Consider the following 21,840-nt stretch of genomic DNA (forward strand, 5'->3'; position numbering starts at 1 on the left):
ACGATAACGACGCTTTTTCTTTGAACAACCGACTTTACTTTGTTCGATACGATGGGACGAATTAAACCACTAACCTTCCGAATCGGTAACAATGTAAGCGATCGCAGAGCTCGGTGGGACGGTCAACGATACCATCGGTAGGCCGGTGGCGGGATTGACGTTGATGCTTTTGATGCCGGAGGCATCCGCCTCATCAGCTTGCCCACTAAAAAGTTGGACCAACTTTAGCGAATCATCAGCTTGCACCAATGCCACCGAGCGTTCGTCGCCACATGATAATGAGATGTCAGCCGCGGATGCAGATTGATGCGGGTTGGCGTTGACGGCGATGACGATGGTGTTGCCAGTGTCGACGCCCAATTCGTTGGTTGAGTACCTCGCGAACACGTATAACCCATCGTCAGCCTCGTTGTCAGACTGATCGACCCACAGCGTTTCCGTTCGGCCGGTTTGCAAGACCGGGTATTCTCGTCGCAGATCGCTCAAGTGACTGATCAACTCAAACGAATCCGACCGTTTTGCTGAATCCAAGGTTTGACGGCTGCCGTTGACGCAGAACGTCATTCGACCGGTTTCGCTATCGTGCTGCGAGGTGCCCTCGGTGTCGCGCAGCGCCGCTTCGGTTCCGTAGTACAGGCACGGAATGCCTTCGCTGGTCATCATGATCGTCAACGCGAGCGAGTGTTTGGTCGCGTCGATGTCACTGACCAAAAAACGATTGAGCCCGTCGTGGTTTTCAAAGAAGTTCACCATCTTTTGACGCGGCACTAAACCGTCGGCCCCCGGTTTTGAATTGTAGAATCCGGCCAGGCCTTTCTCCTTGAACGAGTTTGTGGTGCGTGCCAAACCGCGTGCGTCCCCGAAAGCGTCTCCCGGTTTTCTCAGGTAATCTCGCAGCGAGAAACAAAACTGGAAATTCAGTAGTGAGTCCAAACAGGTTTCGGTCGTTCGCTCACCCGAATCGAGATCCAAAGCGTACGTGTAGCGACCGAGAACCCGAGGATTTCCGTCGTAGACTTCACCAGTGATCAGCAATCTCGACGCCTTGGGACCGAGCCGCTCGCGTAATCGCGACGTGAACTCCGTCCAGAATTCATGGTGGACGTGCTTAACCGTATCCAGCCGCAGTCCGTCGACACCGATGTCATCGATGTAAAATGCATAAATCGCAACAAACTCGTCAACCAACGCGTCGAAATGCGCTTCGTCAGGCCCGGTCGCCAGGTCGCGTAGCGAAAAGAAATCACACGTTACCTCCTCGCCATCGGACTTGCCCAAACTGTCAGAGTTGAATCCGCGGCGCCCGTATACATGGAAGTCTCGCAGCAGACCCGCCGCCTCGACCGGTTTCCCCAGGACACTTAACGGCCCGGCCGGTTGGGGTGGACGCAGATTCCAATCTGGAATGTTTGTCCAACGCGTGTTGGTGTAAGCGCTGCTCGTGTACGGCGCGATCCATTCTTGCTTCTGATTCGGGTTTAACCGTCCGTCTCCGTTTTGGTCATAGAAAAACAACGGACCGATGTGATTGCACACGACATCTTGGATGACCTTCAAACCATGAGCATGAGCCAGCGAGACGACGTCCTTGTAATGACTCATCCGTCCATCGCGGTCGTCCGCATAGGGGGATCCGTCGAGCGACGTCGAACTGGTCAAGTGCGGGTCAATGTCCAAGAAATCTTGCGTCCAGTATCCGTGGTAGCCCGTCTTCGGGCCGCCCAGATCGTATGGCGATCGCCATGCATTCTTGACCGGCGGGGTCAACCAAAGCGTCGTCACACCTAGCTTGTTGAAGTACCCATCGGCGATCGCGCGTTCGATGCCCCGCAGGTCGCCGCCGTGGTAACGATGAATGTCCTTTTGGGTTGGATCGTGAAGTGTAGGATCACTTCCAGCGGGTATGTTGTTGGTTTTGTCGCCGTCGCAGAAGCGGTCCGTCATCGCAAAGTAGATGACGTCTTCGTTCCAAGGACGGTCGAAAGACATGGATTGATTTAACGAATCGGCGGGCTTTGACGAGGTCGCCGCTTCGCTGGGAGAGTTACGATCGCGGACCCAGATGTTCATGCCGATTTGTTCGACGGGAATGTCGATCGGTCGACCGCCGACCAAGTTGGCCAGCAGCCCTTTGACCCCACCGGTGATATCGACGCGGTGTGGGTTGGCGACCAAACGCCACCGGCCATCGGGCAATTCGATATCCGTGAACGTCGCATCGGCGTCGCTGGTGTTCATTAAAACCAAGATCGATTCATCGACCAGGTACCCGAGTAAGTGTGGGTCATCAGGCAAGATCCATTGATAATAGTCCTCCGCGGGAACTCGCCCGAGCCGGAACGCGCGTCCAGCTTCACTCATGCGGAGCTGGATCAATCCTTTCCAGTACTCGACCATCCCCGCGTAGTCGTGTTTGGATCCTGGAGCCGCCTTGGCACGACCAACGTTGTCCCAGGAAAACTCGTTGGCAAACCGAAGGTTGTACGTGTCCGACTTTCCGTGATAGGCGAGATCGCCGTCGGGCAAGGATTTGATCACTTCCTTCAGTTCGGCTGCCCCTTTACTCCGCATCATTTCGGTTCCGCCGTGCATCACGATCGGACCGAGTGAAGTGAACAGCAATCCCGCGGCGAGTTTGAATCTTCGCTCGTCGACCCCTTGGCGGCCGTCCCAATTGGTCGTGGCGAACTGATCGGCGAGTGCCCAATTGTCGTGAATGTCGAGGTAATTGATCCCACGGGTGGGATCGATTTCGTCTTCGAATCCGTTGGTGAGGGCGAGCTGCACTCGCTCACGTTGCGTAGCGTCGCCGCCAGCGTAACCGCGATCGGTCTTCTTGTCCGTCGGGTTGCTGGTCGGCCCCTTGAACGCGTTGCGTGCGTCGTCTTGGAAGTAGGTGATCGGAGCGTCCTCTTTATACCAACCCAAGTCGGGGTTGTTGGCCACATCCGGGTCCGACGGGGCGATCCAAGGTTCACCATAAACGATTACGTCGGGACCGAGTTCATGACGCAGTCGTTTCAAGGTCTGTTTGTCAATCTGTCCCGCCAAGTCGATGCGATAGCCGTCGATCCCGAACTCGTCGATTAGTTGTTTGCACTGGTCGATTAACCATCTTTGGACCATCGGACGGTCCTCGGTTTTGATTTCGTTGCCGAACGGACCGATGTGCTGCACTTGCTCATCGGTTCGGTAGTAGTACGGCAGGTCCAGCGTGTTGAAGTTGAACAGGAAATGACGCCCGTCCATGTTCTCGCCGGTGTGGTTGGGCACCAAATCAATGATGACCGCAATGTCATGGTCATGAAACGCCTGGACCAAGTCGCGGAACTGGTCTCGTTGGGCTCCGTTGGGCGTGCCTCGTTTTCGGAATCGTGACTCGATGGCAAACGCGTGCGTCGTGCGGTAGCCCCATTGGTAGTTCGATTCGTTGACGCCCGCAGCGATCATGTAGGGATCGTCTTGGAACGCCGTCTGCCACTGATCGTCGGGGTAGTGCAAGAACTCCTGGACTGGCATCAAGTGAACGACGTTGATGCCTAGGTTGACCAAATAGTCGAACCCGATTGGTTGGCCAAGTTCGTTGGTCAGCCCGGTCTTGGTCATGGCAGGAAACGTGCCCTTAATCGCTTCATCGACCGGGAGCTGTCCGGTGAAGTCCTCCACGTGAACTTCGTACGCGACGACGTCTTGGATCGCAGGGCGTCCGTTCTTCAGTGGCGTGGCGGGTGTGGTCGGTTTCCAAACACGGCACTTGCCGAAACTATCGAGGCTCACGCGTGCGTAAGGGTCGCTGATGTGGACCTGGTGAGTTTCGTAAAAGAAATTGCCCGGATCGGGCGGCCCGTGGACAGTGAAGTCGTAGTAAACACCGTGTTGGTCGCCCGGCACCGAGGCTTCCCAAATGCCATCGTCATCCTGGGTCATGTCGATCGTTCGCGAAGCTGTCTTGTCCATCGCGGATGAGTAGAGGTACAACCGCATGCCAGTGGCCCGAGGGGCGAACATCCGCCAAGTCGTCGACGAGCCATCGCCGGCAACATTGGCACCGAGTGGCTTATTGGAATAGAGGTCACGAAACCAACCATCGAACCGACACAGGCTGCGCAAATTCTTTGCTGGCAGTTCGAGGTAGTGAACGCGTTTGGCATCAATGCGTTCAGCAGGGATGAGCAGTGCTTCCTGTTCGTTAATCGGTGATACGGCATTGATGACGATCGTGTTACCCAACGCATCGGACAAGCGATACTCGCGTGCCTCGAGAGGCCGCGTTGCAGTCTCGCCGCCATCACTCGTGTTACCACCTTGGAGTCGAACGTGGATTAAACCGCTTCGAAGAATTTCGGCGGTCATCCGAACCGCTTGAAAACCCGGTCGATGGACAAGGTTACCACCTTCCCGATTGAGAGCATCGGCTGGCGGCTCCAACCATTGGCCGTCGTCAATGCGAAACTTGAACGGAGCCGAGGGAATGATTACGTTGCCATTCGGATTGGGGACGGAGAGTGTCCACAACGTGGGGTCGAAGGTGCTTGGTTGAAGTTGCCACGCGGCCTCGTCCATGTCCGTCGACCAACCGCGAAAGGATCCCGTGACGACCACCCGCGATGGGTCGACATCGTAGACACTTTCGTCGAAGATAAAGACCGTCGTCTCGTCGGCAAAGCGATGCCCTTGAGTCCGCTCAGTCGATGTGGGGATAGTTGGATCTGCGGCGCCGACCGAAATGGAGCCAATGGTGATGCCGGCGAGTGCAACAAACATTAAAAGAGGATTCAAATGGGACTTCATCAGGTTGCCTCGACATTGACAAGCCGCTTGGACGAGAGCAGCTTTGGCTCGGTGTTGATCGTCTGGTAATGAGAATGCGGAGGGCGGACATCGCTCTGACCGCTTTGGCTATTTCGATGGGTGCAGGAGACCAAGTCAGCAAGCTTGGACGCGGTGCCCGATGCCGTATAGTTGCAGGGGAGTCGCCACCGCCAGTTCGCTCCGATCGTTCCGGGAAGATTTAGCCTCGCTTCATCGTTCAGGCTCAAGACGTCCTGCATCGGAGCGATAGCGGTGTTGGCCGATGAGTGCATCGCCAAGCGAATGAAGTCCCAAGCCACGTCGCCACACGATTCGCCTATGAACTGAAGCACGTTCTGTTGAACCGTTTCGGATTGATTCGTAAACCATCCGTGGACGGTGCTGTTGTCATGCGTGCCGGTGTAGACAACCGTATGCGGATCGTAGTTTTGCGGCAGGAAATGTTCTCGTCGTGTTTCATTTTCATCAAACGCGAACTGCAGAATCCGCATTCCGGGGAAGTGATGGTCTTGCCGAAGCTGTTCAACATCATCGGTGATGACGCCTAGGTCCTCGGCAATCAATTCGACGGGGCCGAGCACTTGCTTCAAACGAAGAAACAGCTCGTCGCCCGGTGAGTCGAGCCATTGACCTTGGGTCGCCAACGGCTCACCGGCGGGGATCGCCCAACATGACGAGAAGCCACGAAAGTGATCCAACCGAACAACATCGACGAATTGCAGCGTAGCCGCGAACCGACGCATCCACCAATCGAAACCGTCGTCCCGCATCGCATCCCAGTCGTACAGCGGGTTACCCCACCGCTGACCAGTTGAGCTGAAGTAATCCGGTGGAACGCCAGCCACGAACTGGGGCTGCAGATCGGCATCGAGCAAGAACTGATGGGGGGCGGCCCAAACATCCGCGCTGTCCAACGCGACAAAGATGGGCACATCGCCGATCAACCGAACCCCACGTTCATTCGCGTAGGACTTCAGTCGCCTCCACTGCTCGAAGAAATGAAACTGCAGTACCTTTTCGATCTGAATTTCACACTCGCACCGTCGTGTCCAAGTGGCCATGGCAGATGGCTGACGCCGAGCGATTTCGGTGTCCCAATACACATTCCAGGCAGAGTTGGAACAATTTGCATCGTCGGATGCTTGACGATCAAAATAGGCCTTAATCGCGACAAAAAGTGTGTAATCATCCAACCATCGTCGATGGTGGTCGCAAAACTGCTCAAACTCGGCTCGTCGTGGGGGCGTGGCCGTTTCCAGAAACCGGCTAGCGAGTTGGCGAAGGAGACTTCCTTTCACCTCGATCACGTGGTCGTAATCGATGTCATTTGTTCCTGGATCAACCACGGATTCCAGAAGGTCCTCTGCCCGGGCTCCTACGGCAAACTGCTCCACATCAATCAGCAACGGGTTGCCCGCAAACGTGGAGACAGATGCGTACGGTGAGTTGCCATAAGAGGTCGGCCCGAGCGGTAAGATCTGCCAATAACTCTGTGACGATTCGACGAGATAGTCGATGAAACGGAATGCCTCACGGCCCAGGTCACCGATGCCATGATCGGAGGGCAATGATGTCGGATGAAGCAAAATCCCGCTTGCTCTCTGCGAGAATCTCATGTTACCAATCTCTTGATGCGAGGATCACAAACTACTTCTGTGCCACTATGACAAAACAACTCTCGAACGATCGCTCGGTATCGGCAGAAAACGCTCAGTACTTCGGCGGACCTGACTGCTGCTTCGCAGCTTCCTGTTGAGCCTTGAGTTCATCTGGTGAAGCTTGGTAAGGAGCGTAGTCATTCGGGTCTGCAACCATTTCGGGCTTGCTTTCGCCGCACCCGACCAAAATGGCGGTGGAGAGCAACAGCAGCAGGCCAAGGGCGTTGAGTTTCATCGAAGGTTGATCCATAGGTGAGGGTGATTTAAGAAATGTCGTCGGGCGGACAGAGCTCAGCGCGAAATGGCGACCGAGGTGGCGCGAATTGACCATCAGCGATGGACATTTAGCCGGTCGATCGTGAAGCCGAAATGATGGGCAGGCTGCTGGCCTGCCCATCAGCAATGCAGAGGCAGGCTAAAAGCCTGCCCTGCGATCACGGCTACGCGAAAAGCAAGTGGCAGCGGGCCACTAGAGTTCTTCTTCGATCGTTTCCTTGGAAGCCCGCGTGCCCAAGGCACCCCAGAGCCCGTAGGGACTTTGCGAACCAGGGCGAGGATCCGGAGCAACGTTGGACAGGCGAACCGGAGTCGCTTGTCGGTTTCCCGATTCAATCGAGTCGGTCACGAACTTGACGGCACCGTCGGCCATCAAGATGTGAACGCCGCCTTGGTGCCGACTGCTCGGGGGCAGCGTTCCGTCGTCGCGGTGCGGACGCCAATCACCATTATCGTCGTGACAGGCGGCTTCGTTGGGCGGCAAAATCGTGTTGAAGCCGGAGTACAAGCCGTAACCGCTTGCCCAGCGATAGCCGCGTCCATAGCGAAGAGTCCAAGAGTCGGAATCCTTTGCATTCACGTTCGTCGTAGCACGCCAGAACAAAGGCCGTTCTGGATCTCGCTCGCTTTGGCAGGCCTCGGGGTTCGTATACGCACCGGTAACCTTACCTGGATTGGTGCGAACGTCTCGGTCACCGAGGTCAGTCGCAATCTCACCAGCGACGACGGTGTTGGCAAGCCCGTCTAAAATGTCCCGGAACCCAGTTTGCGAACGAGCAATGAAGGCACCGCGGCAAGCAGCTCGGCCCTCTTGCGCCGAATCCGAATCCTCCACAGTGAGGCTCCACCAAGCGCGGGTGCCTCTGTTTAAACGCTCGATCGAATCTCCCATGCAAGCGGCATAATTTGTCCGCCCTTGAGCTGGCACACCACGCCCCGGATCGCTGGGGCAGCGAAGGGTCGGCAGCTCGGTAATCCAAGGTGCGTAGAACCAACCGCGGCGTTCATTGGAACCTTCGTCGACATCATGGGAGGGACCAAAGGGCTGCCAAGGTCCACCGGGACGTAACGAACCATCGGGCATCGAAACCAGTGGGTTGCTAATCTGTTCCCAGATTGCTTGCTGTTCCAGGAAAGGTAGGATCCCGACCAGGAAGCTGTTTTGCATCTGGTTGGTGTCAACTCGAGGGTCGTGCTCAGGCACGTTGGGTTCCGCTGGACCACTCATGTGCTGCGGCATCTTGTTGTAAGCCGCGTGGTAATTGTGGATCCCCAAGCCGATCTGTTTGAAGTTGTTACTGCAGCTCATGCGACGGGCTGCTTCGCGAGCCGCCTGGACGGCGGGGAGCAACAGCCCCACAAGAACTCCGATGATCGCAATCACCACTAAGAGTTCGACGAGAGTAAATGCAGCTCGGTGCTGCCGACGCAAGAAAAACATGTTTCCACACCTCAGAATCAAAATGGACAGAACACAACACGGGCGTCATCGACGACCTTCTGACCAATAGTAGTGTGGATCATAAAGTTGTAAAGTACGCTTTCACGTAAAACGCCTACGATTCCTTGTCATTCGTATTTGGTGTCAATTTTGACACTTCTTGCTAATCTCCACCATGTTTGGTTATTCAACCTGCGGTTGGAGCCGGGATTTCCTTGCGTTTCATCCAGTTTTGAAACTGTAGCAGGATATGACGAACGATCGTTCGTCGTCGTCGCCATTTATACCGCACCTTCTCCAGGTAGCGAAGCACTCGGTTGCATCGCTCAACATGATTGTTCGTTCGTACTTTGCTGCGTACCGAAACAGGATGATCGAGATAGCTCAACAGCTTGACCATGTTCTCCTTCCGGAGAACCTCAAGTGATTTGGCTAAATGCTCGTTGGCCAGATAAGATCGGTTACGTCTCATGCGTCGCCAAATCTTCCAGGCCTGATCTTGGCTGCGACGCACCGCGAAGAGTTCGTGCAAATCGACGACGAATCGACGAAGCACTCCGAGCTCCGGTGACAGTTCGAGCAATTCAGTCAAGGTCGATTTGTCTTGGGAGGTTAAGTTCGAGTTCTTGGTCACAATCAAGTGCCTTCGCCGAAACAGTCGATCGGCTTGGTCTCGCTGCTCCTTGAGCTTCTTAGCTCTCGCACGCTGGCGTCGACTTGGGCGACCTCGGCCCTTTTTGATTCGTTTGGGCTTGATCGCCCGCCTGACTTCACGAACCGCGTCCAAAACGTGATCATTGACTTCCGAGATGACGTGGAACACGCAGAGTTGATGGTCGGCATCGGACCAGACTTCAGCGATCGTTTTGGGATACAACGGCGAACGATCTGAGATTACCGTTTCAGGTGAAAACCCATGGTTTTTCAGGTTTCGTAAGAACCTCAGCATGTGCGCCGCATCGTTCTTGGACACCAACGCACAGGCAATCGGGTTGTCAGAAACCGGATCGCTGGCGAGCAACACGACTCGATGTCCAAGGTGGATTTCGTCAACACAAAGCGAGCCGGAAAAGTCGCTTAGAACCTTGGCACGAAACTCAGCCCCATCAAATTTGCGAATAGCGTAATCCAAACAATCATAGAGAAACCCGGTAGACAACGTGAGCAAGAAGTCTCGCCGCATCGCCTCAGCGACAGCTGTCGTGTTGAGCTTATCGACCAAGATTCGATCAATGACAGCCTGCCGTACTTTGTTGTCGTACCTGGCCTTTGGTTCGATGTCCTGCGGGGAAGTGCTGAAAGTCTTGCAGCAGCGACAGTTCGCAGCGTACTCGCCGTAATGCACTACCCTCCAGAGTTCCTCCTGAAATGCTATCGACCGAACGCGGCGAATTCGAATTCGCTTGCGTCGTCCGAGCTTTCCACATTTTGGGCAGGCTGCCTTTCGCGGATGGCAGAATTCTCGTATCGTGCGGACGGGTGTTTTTTAGCATCCATGCCTGGTTCCTTTTTTTGTGTCCTCAGAAAACCCAAATAAAAGCAATCAGGTTTTTTTGTGTCTACACCAATGCGATCGCGGTGGAGATTAGCGAGAAGTGTCGAATATTTTCTGTTTTAAGCAAGACTCTAGTGCGAGACGCAAAAAGTTTTCATCACTTGCGAGCGATGACAATTTCAATTGGTCATTGCTCGACTGTTGAAAGTCCCGTGTGCTCGAATCGCGATCACGGTACACATTGAGACGATCCGAAGGCTGAGCCGTCAAGATTCAAAGCACTCGATCAATATTATCAAGCTCTGTGAGAGGGATCGCCGGCAAGCGCCAATTCACTTCAAGGACCTAGTTGGTTGGTGAGAAGACGCTTCGGAATGGCCAGGAGATCCACCGCGATGTCCGCGAAGATGGCGCGACCCTTCGTCAGCCAAGCGGCTGCGAATGACCAAACCGCGACCCATTCCATCCAAAACAGAAAGTTGTATTCGTTGAGCCACGACTTCCACTGAGACGATGCAATAAATAAGTAAGCACCCATGGACATCATGGCGGTCAAGATCACAAGACCGCTGATTCGATAGATCAAGTTCCGCTCGGCGAGATGTGGCGCAGGTTCACTCTTAGTATCCCGATCACTGGGGAAGTGATACAGCGAGTAAAACGCGAGCGTCAGAAAGAATGCTCCGCCGCTGAGCGTGTGCAGGTAGCCAATCACCGATTTTTGAATCAAGGGATCACTGTTCGCGTCGAGCGGGAACAAGGCAACCCCGATGGCGGATAGACAACCCAGGTTTGCGGTCCAGCTCTCGATCCAGTCGTAACCTCGATAGCACAACAAGAAAATCCCAATGCCGCACATCGAGCCGACAAATACGTCTCGCAATGCCGTGTGATAGTAGCTGCTAATGTTGTCTTGAAACGGGATATCAAATATCAGCCAACCCAGCGGACCTAAGATGACCGGCAGTAGCAACCCGATCATTCCCACACCGCGTCGGACGGCGAGATAGGAGACGACGAGCGTTCGTGTGCTATCGCTAAATTGTTCAATCATGGCCAGTTTCATACCCTCGAAGTTAGCTCGGCCGCCTCTTCCTTATCAGTTTCGCGTCTCTCGAGAGGCTCTTGCTCCGTCTTCCTCGCTGGCTCGCATTGCAGGTCTAGCAACATCGGAAAATGATCGGATCCGACCCAACCAAGCCGTTCGATCCGTCGCAGCGTGAAGTGACGGGAGTGAAACACGTGGTCAAGCGGAAATCGCATCCACCAGTGCTTGGCATTGAACGAGTTGAAAAAACCACGGCCTCGACGTGGATCCAGCATTCCACTGAGACGCAGAAAAAGACGCGACGTCGACGACCAAGCAACGTCGTTCAAGTCGCCACCAATCAGCGCGGGACGATGCTCAGCTTCCAAATCACGTCCGTACAGAATCAATTCTGCATCGCGAGCAGCGGAGTCGTTATCGCGAATCGGTTCGGGTGGTCTCGGATGAACCGCCAACACTCGAATTCTCTCGCCCGATGGCATCTCGACCTCCGCATCTATCGAAGGCACGTCGTCGGTGACTCGGAAACGAATTTCGCTCTGGACGATCGGAAACTTCGACAACAAAAGCATTCCGTACCAATTGTCTTGAGGAAACGCGATCTGATGGGAATAACGCTTGCGGAATGGCTCGATTGCATTCATCCAGCGATCATCCACTTCCAACACAATCGCCAAGTCGGGGTCCGCATCGGCAATCGTCTTCATCCACAGGTCGTGCTGCGTATTTTCCAATTCGACGTTGGAGATGACGACGCATAATCGGCGGTCGTCATCGAAAGTCTCCGCTAACTTTGTCTGTGGCGAAACCAGCGGTGTGTAAGGTGTGATGCCATAAGCAAGCCATCCAAGAATCAAGACGGTGAGTAATCCAACCGTCCAATTCAAGATCGTACTCGAGTCATGAAATCGAGCCGCTAGGAAGTAGGCGCCGGCAGCGACGACCGTGATCACCGCTAGCTGCACGTGGGGAAAATCCCACGCACGTATCAGCCAATGAGGATGGTTGCTGATCGTCGATAACGATCCGGCCGCAATGACGACTAGCAGAGTAACGGTAAATATAGAGAACGGAAACACGGTGCAGACCTATCATGCGTCGTTTCGATAGCTGCCCAGGCAGATGCCGGGCGGGATGCCTCCTATTCGGTATTCCCATCGCGTCAACAATAAGTGCGATAGTCTTCCAGTCTGTCAGTCTGTTAGGTACCAAACGACAGGCTGGAAGTCTCTCCCACGTCGTCGACCTCGGCAGCTATTGTTTACGCAATGCGTACAGCAACGAAGGCCGCGTTAATTTGGCCGCTGATAGGACTTTCCGACCGGATTCACGGTTTCAGTTTCCAACCGACCAAGACTCCTAGGCCGAAACACCAGCACGCGGCGACATCGGGTTTTTCCCGAGCATATTCTTTCATCAACGTCAGCAGATCTTTGGCAGGTTCCGAAACGTAGTGCTTAGCCGCGACTTGACCTTGCTGGGCAGCGTAAGTGGCAGCGCGTTCAGCCGTTACCCTCGCCGTGTCGCCGATGGTGTCGAGCGTTGACGGCGAAGATGAGACATGACCAGACTGTGTGACGGGTGTAGTAGCAGACATGGGAATTTACCTTCGTGCAGGAATGGGAGAGGAAGCTGTCGAGGTTGCACGTTGCACTCGACTGTTCGTTTCGACGGTGTCAGGGAAAGACTCGGAACGCAGTTGGTTGCGGGCCGATGTGTCAGGAGAAATGATCGTTGCCTTGATCCAACGAAGATTTTCGACGAATTCGGACTTGGTTTCCGCGAGAGCGGACGAAGCAGCACGCAACATCGAAGATGCGATCCCCGCCAAAGCGACGATCACCACCATCGTCACAGCGCAAACGATCAGAAGTGACCAACCGACCGTGATCTCGGCTTGCTCGTGCAAGATAAACCCCAGGGCGATCATCAACACCGTGATCATCGACGCCCCAAGCGTCGCTGCTGTGCCGCCGAGCGCGAGCGCTGAGATCGCTTTGCGTCTCGCCTCCTGGGAGTCGACGGAGAGCAGCTCGAGTTGTAGCTCGAACAAGTCGAAACAATCGCGAATGACTTGACGAAATCCGTTTTGGATATTGGAGTCGCTCATCGGTTCAACCATTCCACTTTCGTTTAACGAACCAACCGATCGCGATGCCGATGACAGCCGATGTGGTCACGGCGACAACCGGGTACCGTCCGATGACGCTGGCGATACGATCGTCTGAGGCCATCCCGGTGGGTAATGACATTGGCGTACTTCGGTGCATCGAAGTTCGATGCACGTCCATCTGGCGATGCAGTGACACTGGTTCACGAAATTTTTCGATCGGGGCAATCATGAGAACGCCTCATTGGTTGAGTGAACGTCAACCGGCGTCGGCGAGTGAGCTTCTGTCGCAGTTGAGGGTCTACTCGCCGATCGCATGAACGATTGCGACAAATGTTGTGTCAACATCGAAGTGCCGGATTTCATAGCCATGGTCGCTGCGGCCGCGACCAACCCGCTCAGCAAGCCTCGCTTTGCAGCTTTGGTTTCCGCTGTCGAGCTGCCATCAACATTCCTAACAATCACTTCCGAGCTCTTTCGCGACTGCGGAACCAACATGTAACCCGCGATAGCGACAGCGGCCATGATGGCAACGGGATGTTGCCGAAACTGGTACTTCCAATCGGTCATCTGACGAACCTGTTGCCGAGCCATGTCGACGTCGTACGGCAGTTCGCTGCGAATCTGCTGCATTCGAGCTCGAATTGCCTCGGATTGTTTACGTGTGGCGAGTGTGTTGGTCATCAGTCTCAAACTCAGGTGGAAAAGATATCTTTGGAACCCGACGCCTTCGGCTACGCCTTGCGTGAAGCCTTCACGGCGAGGTCGGGTTAGACGAGTCGCCGCTTTGGGACAATTACAACCAGCGACTATCGCCTGCGGCCCATGAAAAACAGAGCGCCAGCGGCGATGCCGAGTCCGAATGCAATGGCGAGCGATTCGGCCGGTTTGGTGCGAACGGTCTCAGCAACTTTGACGGAGTAATCACCCGTTTGACTGACCACGCGGCGTGCGTTCTGTTGCAGGTAGTGCTTCGCTTCATCAGCGTATCGCTGTGCAGCTTCGGCGACCTGCGACGCCCATGGGTTATCCGGGCCGAGAACCTTGGTCAGGAATTGCTCAACTTCGCGGCGTGTCGCGCCCGTCTTTTGCTGGACGACGCCCACGAGTTGCTCTGCCGAACCTTCGGCTCGCATTAGATCGTCATCAGTCAGTTGTCCCCATTGTTCTTTCAATCGCCCGGTGACTTCGTTCCAGTGACCCTTCAATTCTTCTCGCGTAACCATAATGAACTCCAAAGTGTTTGCTGTGTGCCGTGGGACCTAACGAGGGAACACTACTTTGCATTTGACGTGCCAAAGCTCCAAGACCCGATAGGAAATGGGACTTTTCGCCAAAACGCGATAGCGATACTGGCCGCTGACGAATCGAATTGGTCGATAAAAGACCACTTGTAGAGTTGTGACGGCTCGCGCGAGGGTTCGTAAAACGGCGAACCTTCCAAGCACGTAGCTTAAGGAGAGCTTTGTTCCTTCCCCAGAGCGTAGCCCGGCGTAGCGAAGGAACAGCAATTGCATCGCCATCGAGTAAGCACTGCTTTTCTCAACTCACAAAGACCTCGATGTTAGCTCTTCGACTTTTACAACAAACGGTCAGTGGATTCGGTGAGCATCGTTGTGGTACGCTCGCCGCGTCGCTTGCGTACTACACTTTGTTCTCGTTGCCGCCGCTACTTTTCCTACTGGTCTTTACACTGACGACGTCGATCGGGTGGTACTACGGCGGCGACGAGGCCGAGGCGAAGGCGTTTACGATGGTCGAGCGACAGATCAGTAACATGATCGGCAATCAAGCAGCCGAAGACGAGATCGGCAAGATCATGCGAAGCAGTGCGAACGTCGGCGACGGCGGCTGGAAAGCGCTGATCGGCCTCGTTGGAATCTTGTTTGGGGCGACCGGAGTCGTGGCGTCTCTGCAGAGTTCGCTGAACCTGGTATGGGGAATCAAAGCTGACCCGGAAGTATCGTCCTGGAAGACCTTTGCCACGAAGCGGCTGCTCTCCTTTGGAATGATCTTGGGGCTTGGCTTCGTGCTGGTCGTTTCTTTCGTCATCAGTGGTGTCTTGGAAAGTCTCACGCAGATGGTCGGGAATTCGATCGGCTTCAACGCAGAACTCGGTTCAGCGATCAATCAGCTCGTCTCGTTTCTCGTTATCACGGTGACCTTTGCCGCCATTTTTCGTTTTATGCCAGACGCGAAAATTCGCTGGCGAGACGTTTGGGTGGGCGCGGCGTTCACTTCGGTTCTCTTCTTGCTCGGGCGACTTGCGCTGTCCATCTACCTGTCATATTCTGACCCTGGGGAACAACTCGGCGCGGCGGCGGGATCGTTGGCGGTGATCCTGGTGTGGGTGTACTACAGCGCCATGATCGTGTTGCTGGGAGCTGAGTTCACGAGAGTTTGGGTGACTCACTCCGGGCGGCGACTAACGCCCGAACCAGGTGCGATTCGGTTTGTTGAACAAACGGTCGCCGAGGATGAGCCGAGCGAGATCGGGTGAGCGTGCTCAGGTTCCGCAGTAGCGTTTGAGCACCTCGGTCAACTTGATCGAGTCGACAGGTTTGCTCAGATAATCGGTGTAGCCAGCAGCAAGGCAAGCATCGCGGTCCGAATCCATCGCGTTAGCCGTGAGTGCGATGATCGGCAAGGTCACGTTCGCATGACGGAGTGCCTTCGTTGCGGTCAGCCCGTCCATCTCCGGCATTTGCACGTCCATCAATACAACATCGAATTGCTCAGCCGCGGACGGTGACGCAGTCAGGATGCGAACGGCTTCGCGACCGCTAGAAGCTTCGACAACGCATCCATTGAGCTTCTCGATGAAGCGCGCCGTGAGAAAGCGGATGTCTCGGCGGTCGTCGACCACCAACGCTCGCAAGCCCGAACGGAATGGCTCGGCTGTCTGTGACGTAGCGGGCAGCCGATCGGGAGCGTCTGTTCGTCTGTGACCGGCATCCCGGACCGATACGTCCCGGTCGTTCAAGTTAACGAGCCGGGCATCCATCGACTCAATGCCCGTTAGAATCAGGCGGAACGTACTGCCTTGGTTGGGTGAACTCGTCATTTCAATGTCGCCTCCTAGCATTTCAGCCAACTGCTTGCTGATTGACAGCCCCAATCCGCTGCCACCGTATTGACGCACGATTGAATTGTCAGCTTGCTCAAAATTCTGAAACAGGCGTTTCTGGTTTTCGGCGTCGATTCCAACGCCGGTATCAATGACAGCGAAGCTCAACTGAGCCAACGACCGTTCATAACGCGTGACCAGTCGCACTTGCCCCGCGTCGGTGAATTTGATTGCGTTGCCGACAAGGTTGATCAGAATTTGGCGGATGCGTAGCGGATCGCTCTTGATCGTGGATGGGATGGGCGTTTCGTATTCGGTCAGAAAGTCGAGGGACTTCTCGGCTGCACGAACGCTCATCAGCGAAGCGACACTCTCGACCAATTCGATTGGACTAAACTCAAGCAGGTCCAAATCCATTTTTCCCGCCTCGATCCGCGACAGGTCTAGAATGTCGTTGATCAGGCTCAGCAAGAACCGGCCATTTTGCCGGATCGTTTCAATCATTTCGGCGTCGCCCGGGCTGGACGGTTGGATCAAGTCAGCGTAGCCCAAGATTGCCGCCATCGGCGAGCGGATTTCGTGACTCATGTTGGCGAGGAAGTCACTCTTGGCGCGACTGGCTGCGTCCGCTTCCCTTTTTGCGACCTCAAGTTCTTGCTCTCGCTCGACCCGGGCCGTGATGTCCTGAACCGCGACCAGAGCGCGGCTGGGGTTACGATCTTCGTCAAAGAAAAAGTGTTTGCGGACGTTGACCCACCGGACGGTCTGGTCGGGTCGCAGAACGCGATGTTCGCATTGCATGATTCCATTGGATTCACCACGCAGTGCCGCTTCCAGCGTTTGGTGAAGGGACGGCCAGTCGTCGGGATGAATCAGCGAATGGATTTCGTCGCGGGTCGCAACAGATTGATCGGCCGGAAGTCCAAAGATACTCATCGCCGTCGGCGTCATCTCAATCAAATTGTTGGCGTAATCGACCTGACCGAGTCCCAACCCACCGACGGCCGCGCCAAGTTGCAATTGGTCCTGACTCTCTCGCAACTTCCTTTCATGCATCAGCGTGTCGTGGATGTCAATGTTAGTGCCGAGCCAGCGAACGACCTTCCCCGAACGGTTGCGAATGGGTGTGATGCGGCAGAGGAACCAACGAAACTCACCATCATGCCGGCGAAGCGGAAATTGATCTTCGACCAAGTCGCCTGAAGAGACCGCCTTCATGATGCCCGACGTCGCTCGCGACACGTGATCGGGATGGTGAATTGATTTCCACCCCCAACCATCCATGTGACCGTTCGGGACTCCGGTGTATTCCAACCATTGCCGATTCGACCAGAACACTCGCCCGCTCGGGTCAACCATCCAAGCAAGTTCCGCGATGTTGTTCGCTAGCGAGTCAAAAAGATCGACTGAGTCGTTGTCAACGTTCATCGGCGGTTTCAGAACCTTCGCGCAACTCGAGTGGGGATGCCAGCCAGTAGGTCGCAAACCATGTGCCAGCAAGACGATTGGCCCGGCAACTGCGATAGTGCTCGACCATGCCGATTCTTGGTCGTTGTCCGATAGTGATAGCGATCTACCCGATGTTTCGACAAGCTGGTGAGCGTCGGCTGATTCACTATCGCTCAATCTGGTCCGCTAGCGGTCAACGCTCCCTCCCCATGCACGATGCTTTACTCCATGCTTTATCGTTTTATTGCTCTGTCCGTTCTCGTCCCATTCCTTTCATCGGCAAATGCCAACGCTCAAACTGTGGTCGAACCGCCGTCGGCCGCTGCCGATCAAGCGGCCGGCGATGCGATCGAAAGCGGCCTAGCTGAAGTCGCAGCAGCGTCGGACCTAGATGAGACCTTGTCGCAATCGCTGACCGAGCTTTACAAGCAAGCGAAGTCTTATCAAGCCATTACGGCTTCAAGAACCGAGAACGCCAAGTCGTTTCGGCAAATGTCAGACACCGCGGCGGACGATATCGCGGAATTATCAACGCAGCTCCAATCGCTCCCAAGGTTGGACGTTGATCCGGTAAGCGAGCTGACACCGGAGCAGTTGCGGCAAGAATCAGTCTCGATCCAAGCCGAGGTGGAGACGCTCAGCGAAAAGATCAAAGCCGAGGTGTCTGAACCTGCGGCTCGGCAAAAGCGATTGACCGAAATCCCAAGCCTGATCGCTGAAGCGGAGAAGAAGCTGAGGGAAGTACAAGCTCAACTGGAACTCCCCACACCGACGACCGAAGAACCGATTGAAACCCGCGCACGGCTGGTACGAACGAAATCGTTTGCCGCCGCACTTCAAGCCGAAGTATCTGAATTGAAGGCCGAACAGGCCGCGTATCTGGCTACCGTCGACCTACTTCCATTGCAAAAACAGCGAGATGAACGGCGTCTTCAATCATTGAAAGAACGCCTTGAACGAGTTCGCGAAGCTGCGGTCGCTCAGCAGCAGGAATCGAACGATGCCGCGATCACAAGCCTGAAACGCGCGGTCGCGAATGCGACGCCAGAGCTGAAGCCTATTGCTGAGGACAATCTTCGGTTTGCTGAGGAGCGACTGGCAATGGTTGCGGAAACCGCAGACGCCACGGCGCTGATGTCAAAGTTGAAAGAGAAACGGACCGAAGTCGAGGCGGCCCAAATCGCTTCGGAGGATCGTTTGGACGCGGTCGGGTTGACGCAAGCCATGGGGCAATTGCTTCGCAGCAAGCGTGACGAGTACCGAAAGCTTCGATTGCAGTTTGAACAGTCGACCTCGACGGAGGAAAAGACGGCCGCGTACCAGGTCGCGTCATTCGAGCTGGAGGATCGGTTGGCTGACTTGAACGAGCGGCTCGTGTCGGCAGCATCCGAAGATCAGACTTCTGAACGAGAGTTGCTGTCGGCTCAGCGTGACCAAATACAAGAGACCCTCCAGTCGCAAAATTCGCTCCTGCAAACGCTGCTGTCGATGGAGACCGAAAACCGACAGCTTCAACAGGCGATCGACGGATACATCGCATTCGTTGACAAAAATGTTTTTTGGATTCGCAGCGCGGCTCCGGTTTCAATTCGCGAGGTTTATGAGATTCCTCAGGCGACGAAATGGATGCTCGACGTGCGAAATTACAAATCGCTCGGAAAACAATTCGTGTCCGGCATCATCAGCCGACCCATCGCATCGTTGATTGGCGCTATCGCGGTGCTGTACCTTTTTGCACGGCGGGGAACGTTTCGTCAGCGGATCAGCGACAGCGGAAAAGCGGCGGAATCGTGGAATGCGAAATTTGATTCGACCACCCAATCACTCGTTGCAACGGTGATGCTCTCGAGTGCTTGGCCTGCCTTGGCGGCTTTCCTGGGTTGCGTTGTGATTTGCGGGTCGGCGGACACGTTGTTCACGCGTGGCGTCGGTTATGCATTGATCTATGTCGCCCTGTTCACCTCTTCACGACACTTGCTGAGTCAAACGTGCCGCGATGGTGGGTTGGCCGACAAGCATTTTGGGTGGAGCGAATCGCTCCGAAAGACGCTCCGAATCAATTTGCGGTGGTACACGAATTTGGATGTGCTGATCGTGTTTGCAATGATTCTTTTTCACCAGCATCCCGATGCGACGGTACGATCGGCGGTGGCTCGCTTTTCAGCAACGCTCTTGTTTCTCGCTACCAGTGTGTTTCATCACTTCATCGCTCGACCATCGAGTCCCGTGTATTCGGATGTTCGACGTCGTGATCCAGATTCCAAGATCTACCGCTTTCGACGAGTCATCTGGGCGATCGCGGCTGGATTGCCGATGATGTTCGCGATTCTGACTTTGCTGGGCTACCTGGACACTGCCTATCGGTTGGGCCAATCGCTTCAGTCGACCATGCTGCTTGTTGTTGCACTGGTCGTGGCAGTCGCGCTCGCGTTTCGTTGGTTGCACTTGCAACAGGCCAAAATGGCTCGCGACCAAGCATTGGCGATGCGTCGGCAAAAGCTCGCCGGTGAAGAAAATGAATCCGGCGGTTCGTTGGCGACCGACGTCGGAATCGAAATTCAAAAGGAAGCGATGCAGGATCTACCAGCGCTCAGCGAGCAAACCCGTAAGCTGGTGTTTGTGATCGCCAGTGCGGCTGGTATCGCAGGGTTGTCGCTGGTGTGGAAGGACGTGTTGCCCGCGATGGAAATGCTTGACCGATTCGAGCTCTACAGCATCGGAACCGGCGACGCGATTGACCGTGTAACGTATCGCGACATTTTGTTGGCGATCATCGGGATCGTGGCCACGGTGATTGCGGTCAAGAATGTTCCCGCGCTTCTTGAGTTGTTGGTGTTGCGACGAACGGGGCTTGATAGCGGGGCTCGCTACGCGATGACGACCATCCTGCGTTATGTGTTGACGATCGGAGGCGTGATCTTGACACTGAATTTCCTCAGTCTGCCCTGGACGAAGCTCGGCTGGCTCTTGGCTGCCGCCTCGGTGGGACTCGGGTTTGGTCTACAAGAGATTTTCGCAAACTTCGTTTCTGGCATCATTCTGCTGCTCGAACGACCGGTGCGAGTTGGTGATGTTGTGACGATCGACTCAACGACCGGAGTAGTATCTCGCATACAAATGCGAGCGACGACGGTGACGAGTTGGGATCGAAAAGAGCTGGTCGTTCCGAATAAGAATCTCGTCACCGGCAAGCTACTGAATTGGTCGTTGTCCAACGTCGTCAATCGACTGAAGCTCGATGTGGGCGTCAGCTACGATTCCGACGTTGACGAGGTCCGTGCGATCCTGCAATCGGTGGTCGCGGACCACCCTGATGTGATGGACGATCCCGGACCGCTGATCAACTTTGAGACTTTTGGCGATAGCTCATTGAACTTTGTCGTCCGATTCTATCTGGCAACGCTGGATCGCCGCGTCGGTGTCATGCACGAGGTCAACGCGGAGATCCTGAAGCGATTCCGAGCCGCGGGCATATCGGTCCCATTCCCACAACGCGATGTTCATGTGGTTCGTCAGGCGGACATTGCAAATCCGTCTTCGCCAGGAGAAGGTCCTAACATTCATCAGGCAAGCCACAACGGCGCTGTCAACTCTAAGTAACCCTACAAAAAAGCTGTTTATGGAAGTCTTAACCGCAGTGGTCCAACTTGAAATCATTCCCTCGGCTCCCGACGAGAACCTGGAGCGGATGGAGTCGTTCATCCGGCAAGCGACAAAACAGGGGGCGCAGTTGGTCGTGTTCCCAGAGGATGCGATCACCGGACCGCTTGCAGGTCAGACGGCATTCGTGGCCCGCGCCGCCGAATTTTTGGCCGCGTGCCAAAGTCTAGCGGTCAAGTACTCTGTCGACCTGGTGCCCGGAAGCTGGACAGCGCAACTCGATGGACTGCTATTCAATGTGGCTTACTACATCAACAAAGATGGAAGCGTTGCGGGCAGCTACCGAAAAATCAATCTTTGGGAGACGGAGAAGGCTATTCTGACGCCCGGCACTGCGGTTTCCGTCTTTCCAACTGCTTACGGTCTGGTCGGCCTGATCATCTGCTGGGATGTTTCGTTTCCAGCCATGTTCGCAGAAATGGTTCGTCAAGGCGTTAAGTTGGTGATCTCCCCAACCTACTGGTCGTTTCCGATCTCGGTCGACAGCAAAGATGACGTTGATGACGAGATTCTGCTGATTGATTCCCTGTGTACGACCCGCGCTTTTGAAAACAACATCGTGTTCGTTTATTGCAATGCGGCGGGCGAATTGAAGACTGACGATCTTCACGTCGTCCTCGGCGGCCGGTCGCAGATCACTCATCCGCTGGACAAAGTCCTTTGCAAAGCAGAAGGGAATGAGGAGGAGATGCTACTGGCGAAGGTGAGTATTGACGATTGATTGCGGTGAAAGCCAAAGGCCACGCGACGCGGGTTGGTCTTGCTTCATCCGACGCCGCAGATCAGGAGATAGATTGGAGAATCTGGACTTCGGCGTCGGGTTT

General features: G+C 55.1%; 16 protein-coding genes. 3 read left to right on the forward strand and 13 right to left on the reverse strand.

All coding sequences use genetic code 11. The features are described from left to right. Positions 1-69: 69 nt before the first annotated feature. The 12 genes from FHS27_RS23600 to FHS27_RS23655 all read right to left on the reverse strand — a co-directional run bounded on the left by FHS27_RS23600 (position 70) and on the right by FHS27_RS23655 (position 14,066). Complete coding sequence (locus tag FHS27_RS23600) at positions 70-4,791, reverse strand: alpha-amylase family glycosyl hydrolase (RefSeq protein WP_184307629.1); 4,722 nt, start codon at positions 4,789-4,791, stop codon at positions 70-72. Further along, on the reverse strand, positions 4,791-6,428 hold the full coding sequence (malQ, locus tag FHS27_RS23605; RefSeq protein ID WP_184307631.1) for a 4-alpha-glucanotransferase: 1,638 nt from the start codon (positions 6,426-6,428) through the stop codon (positions 4,791-4,793). Before malQ ends, FHS27_RS23600 begins: the two co-directional genes overlap by 1 nt. A 94-nt stretch (positions 6,429-6,522) precedes the next feature. After that, positions 6,523-6,705: a hypothetical protein gene (locus FHS27_RS23610; protein ID WP_184307634.1), complete on the reverse strand. Its 183-nt coding sequence runs from the start codon at positions 6,703-6,705 to the stop codon at positions 6,523-6,525. A gap of 234 nt (positions 6,706-6,939) precedes the next feature. Beyond that, positions 6,940-8,187, reverse strand: a complete 1,248-nt coding sequence (locus FHS27_RS23615) for a DUF1559 domain-containing protein (protein WP_184307636.1) — start codon at positions 8,185-8,187, stop codon at positions 6,940-6,942. A gap of 187 nt (positions 8,188-8,374) precedes the next feature. Beyond that, entirely contained in the window at positions 8,375-9,409 is a 1,035-nt protein-coding gene (locus FHS27_RS23620; protein WP_184307638.1) for a transposase, read from the reverse strand. A 610-nt stretch (positions 9,410-10,019) separates the two neighbouring features. Beyond that, the gene (locus FHS27_RS23625) at positions 10,020-10,736 is read right to left on the reverse strand and encodes a hypothetical protein (protein ID WP_184307640.1); all 717 of its coding nucleotides are present in this window, start codon (positions 10,734-10,736) and stop codon (positions 10,020-10,022) included. Between the two features lie 8 nt (positions 10,737-10,744). Next, positions 10,745-11,809, reverse strand: coding sequence for an endonuclease/exonuclease/phosphatase family protein (locus FHS27_RS23630; RefSeq protein WP_184307642.1), 1,065 nt, complete (start codon positions 11,807-11,809; stop codon positions 10,745-10,747). Between the two features lie 248 nt (positions 11,810-12,057). Further along, on the reverse strand, positions 12,058-12,327 hold the full coding sequence (locus FHS27_RS23635; RefSeq protein WP_184307644.1) for a hypothetical protein: 270 nt from the start codon (positions 12,325-12,327) through the stop codon (positions 12,058-12,060). A gap of 6 nt (positions 12,328-12,333) precedes the next feature. After that, on the reverse strand, positions 12,334-12,840 hold the full coding sequence (locus tag FHS27_RS23640; protein WP_184307646.1) for a phage holin family protein: 507 nt from the start codon (positions 12,838-12,840) through the stop codon (positions 12,334-12,336). Between the two features lie 4 nt (positions 12,841-12,844). After that, entirely contained in the window at positions 12,845-12,982 is a 138-nt protein-coding gene (locus FHS27_RS23645) for a hypothetical protein (RefSeq protein ID WP_184307648.1), read from the reverse strand. An 86-nt stretch (positions 12,983-13,068) separates the two neighbouring features. Beyond that, complete coding sequence (locus FHS27_RS23650) at positions 13,069-13,524, reverse strand: hypothetical protein (protein ID WP_184307650.1); 456 nt, start codon at positions 13,522-13,524, stop codon at positions 13,069-13,071. A gap of 125 nt (positions 13,525-13,649) precedes the next feature. Next, the gene (locus FHS27_RS23655) at positions 13,650-14,066 is read right to left on the reverse strand and encodes a CsbD family protein (protein WP_184307652.1); all 417 of its coding nucleotides are present in this window, start codon (positions 14,064-14,066) and stop codon (positions 13,650-13,652) included. A gap of 335 nt (positions 14,067-14,401) precedes the next feature. Between FHS27_RS23655 and FHS27_RS23660 the strand changes: the two genes are divergently transcribed. Further along, a complete protein-coding gene (locus tag FHS27_RS23660) occupies positions 14,402-15,340 on the forward strand; it encodes a YihY/virulence factor BrkB family protein (protein ID WP_184307654.1) in 939 nt (312 codons plus the stop codon). A gap of 6 nt (positions 15,341-15,346) precedes the next feature. On the opposite strand, the gene FHS27_RS23665 is transcribed toward FHS27_RS23660, so the two are convergent. Then, complete coding sequence (locus FHS27_RS23665) at positions 15,347-17,335, reverse strand: PAS domain-containing hybrid sensor histidine kinase/response regulator (RefSeq protein ID WP_184307656.1); 1,989 nt, start codon at positions 17,333-17,335, stop codon at positions 15,347-15,349. Between the two features lie 237 nt (positions 17,336-17,572). Between FHS27_RS23665 and FHS27_RS23670 the strand changes: the two genes are divergently transcribed. After that, positions 17,573-20,956 carry a mechanosensitive ion channel domain-containing protein gene (locus FHS27_RS23670; RefSeq protein WP_184307658.1) on the forward strand — a complete coding sequence of 1,128 codons (3,384 nt, stop codon included), beginning with the start codon at positions 17,573-17,575 and terminating at the stop codon, positions 20,954-20,956. Continuing rightward, positions 20,853-21,737, forward strand: a complete 885-nt coding sequence (locus tag FHS27_RS23675) for a carbon-nitrogen hydrolase family protein (protein WP_184307660.1) — start codon at positions 20,853-20,855, stop codon at positions 21,735-21,737. The genes FHS27_RS23670 and FHS27_RS23675 overlap by 104 nt, the downstream gene beginning before the upstream one ends. Positions 21,738-21,840 lie beyond the last annotated feature (103 nt).

The organism is Aporhodopirellula rubra (assembly GCF_014192335.1).
Classification (GTDB): Bacteria; Planctomycetota; Planctomycetia; order Pirellulales; family Pirellulaceae; genus Rhodopirellula; species Rhodopirellula rubra.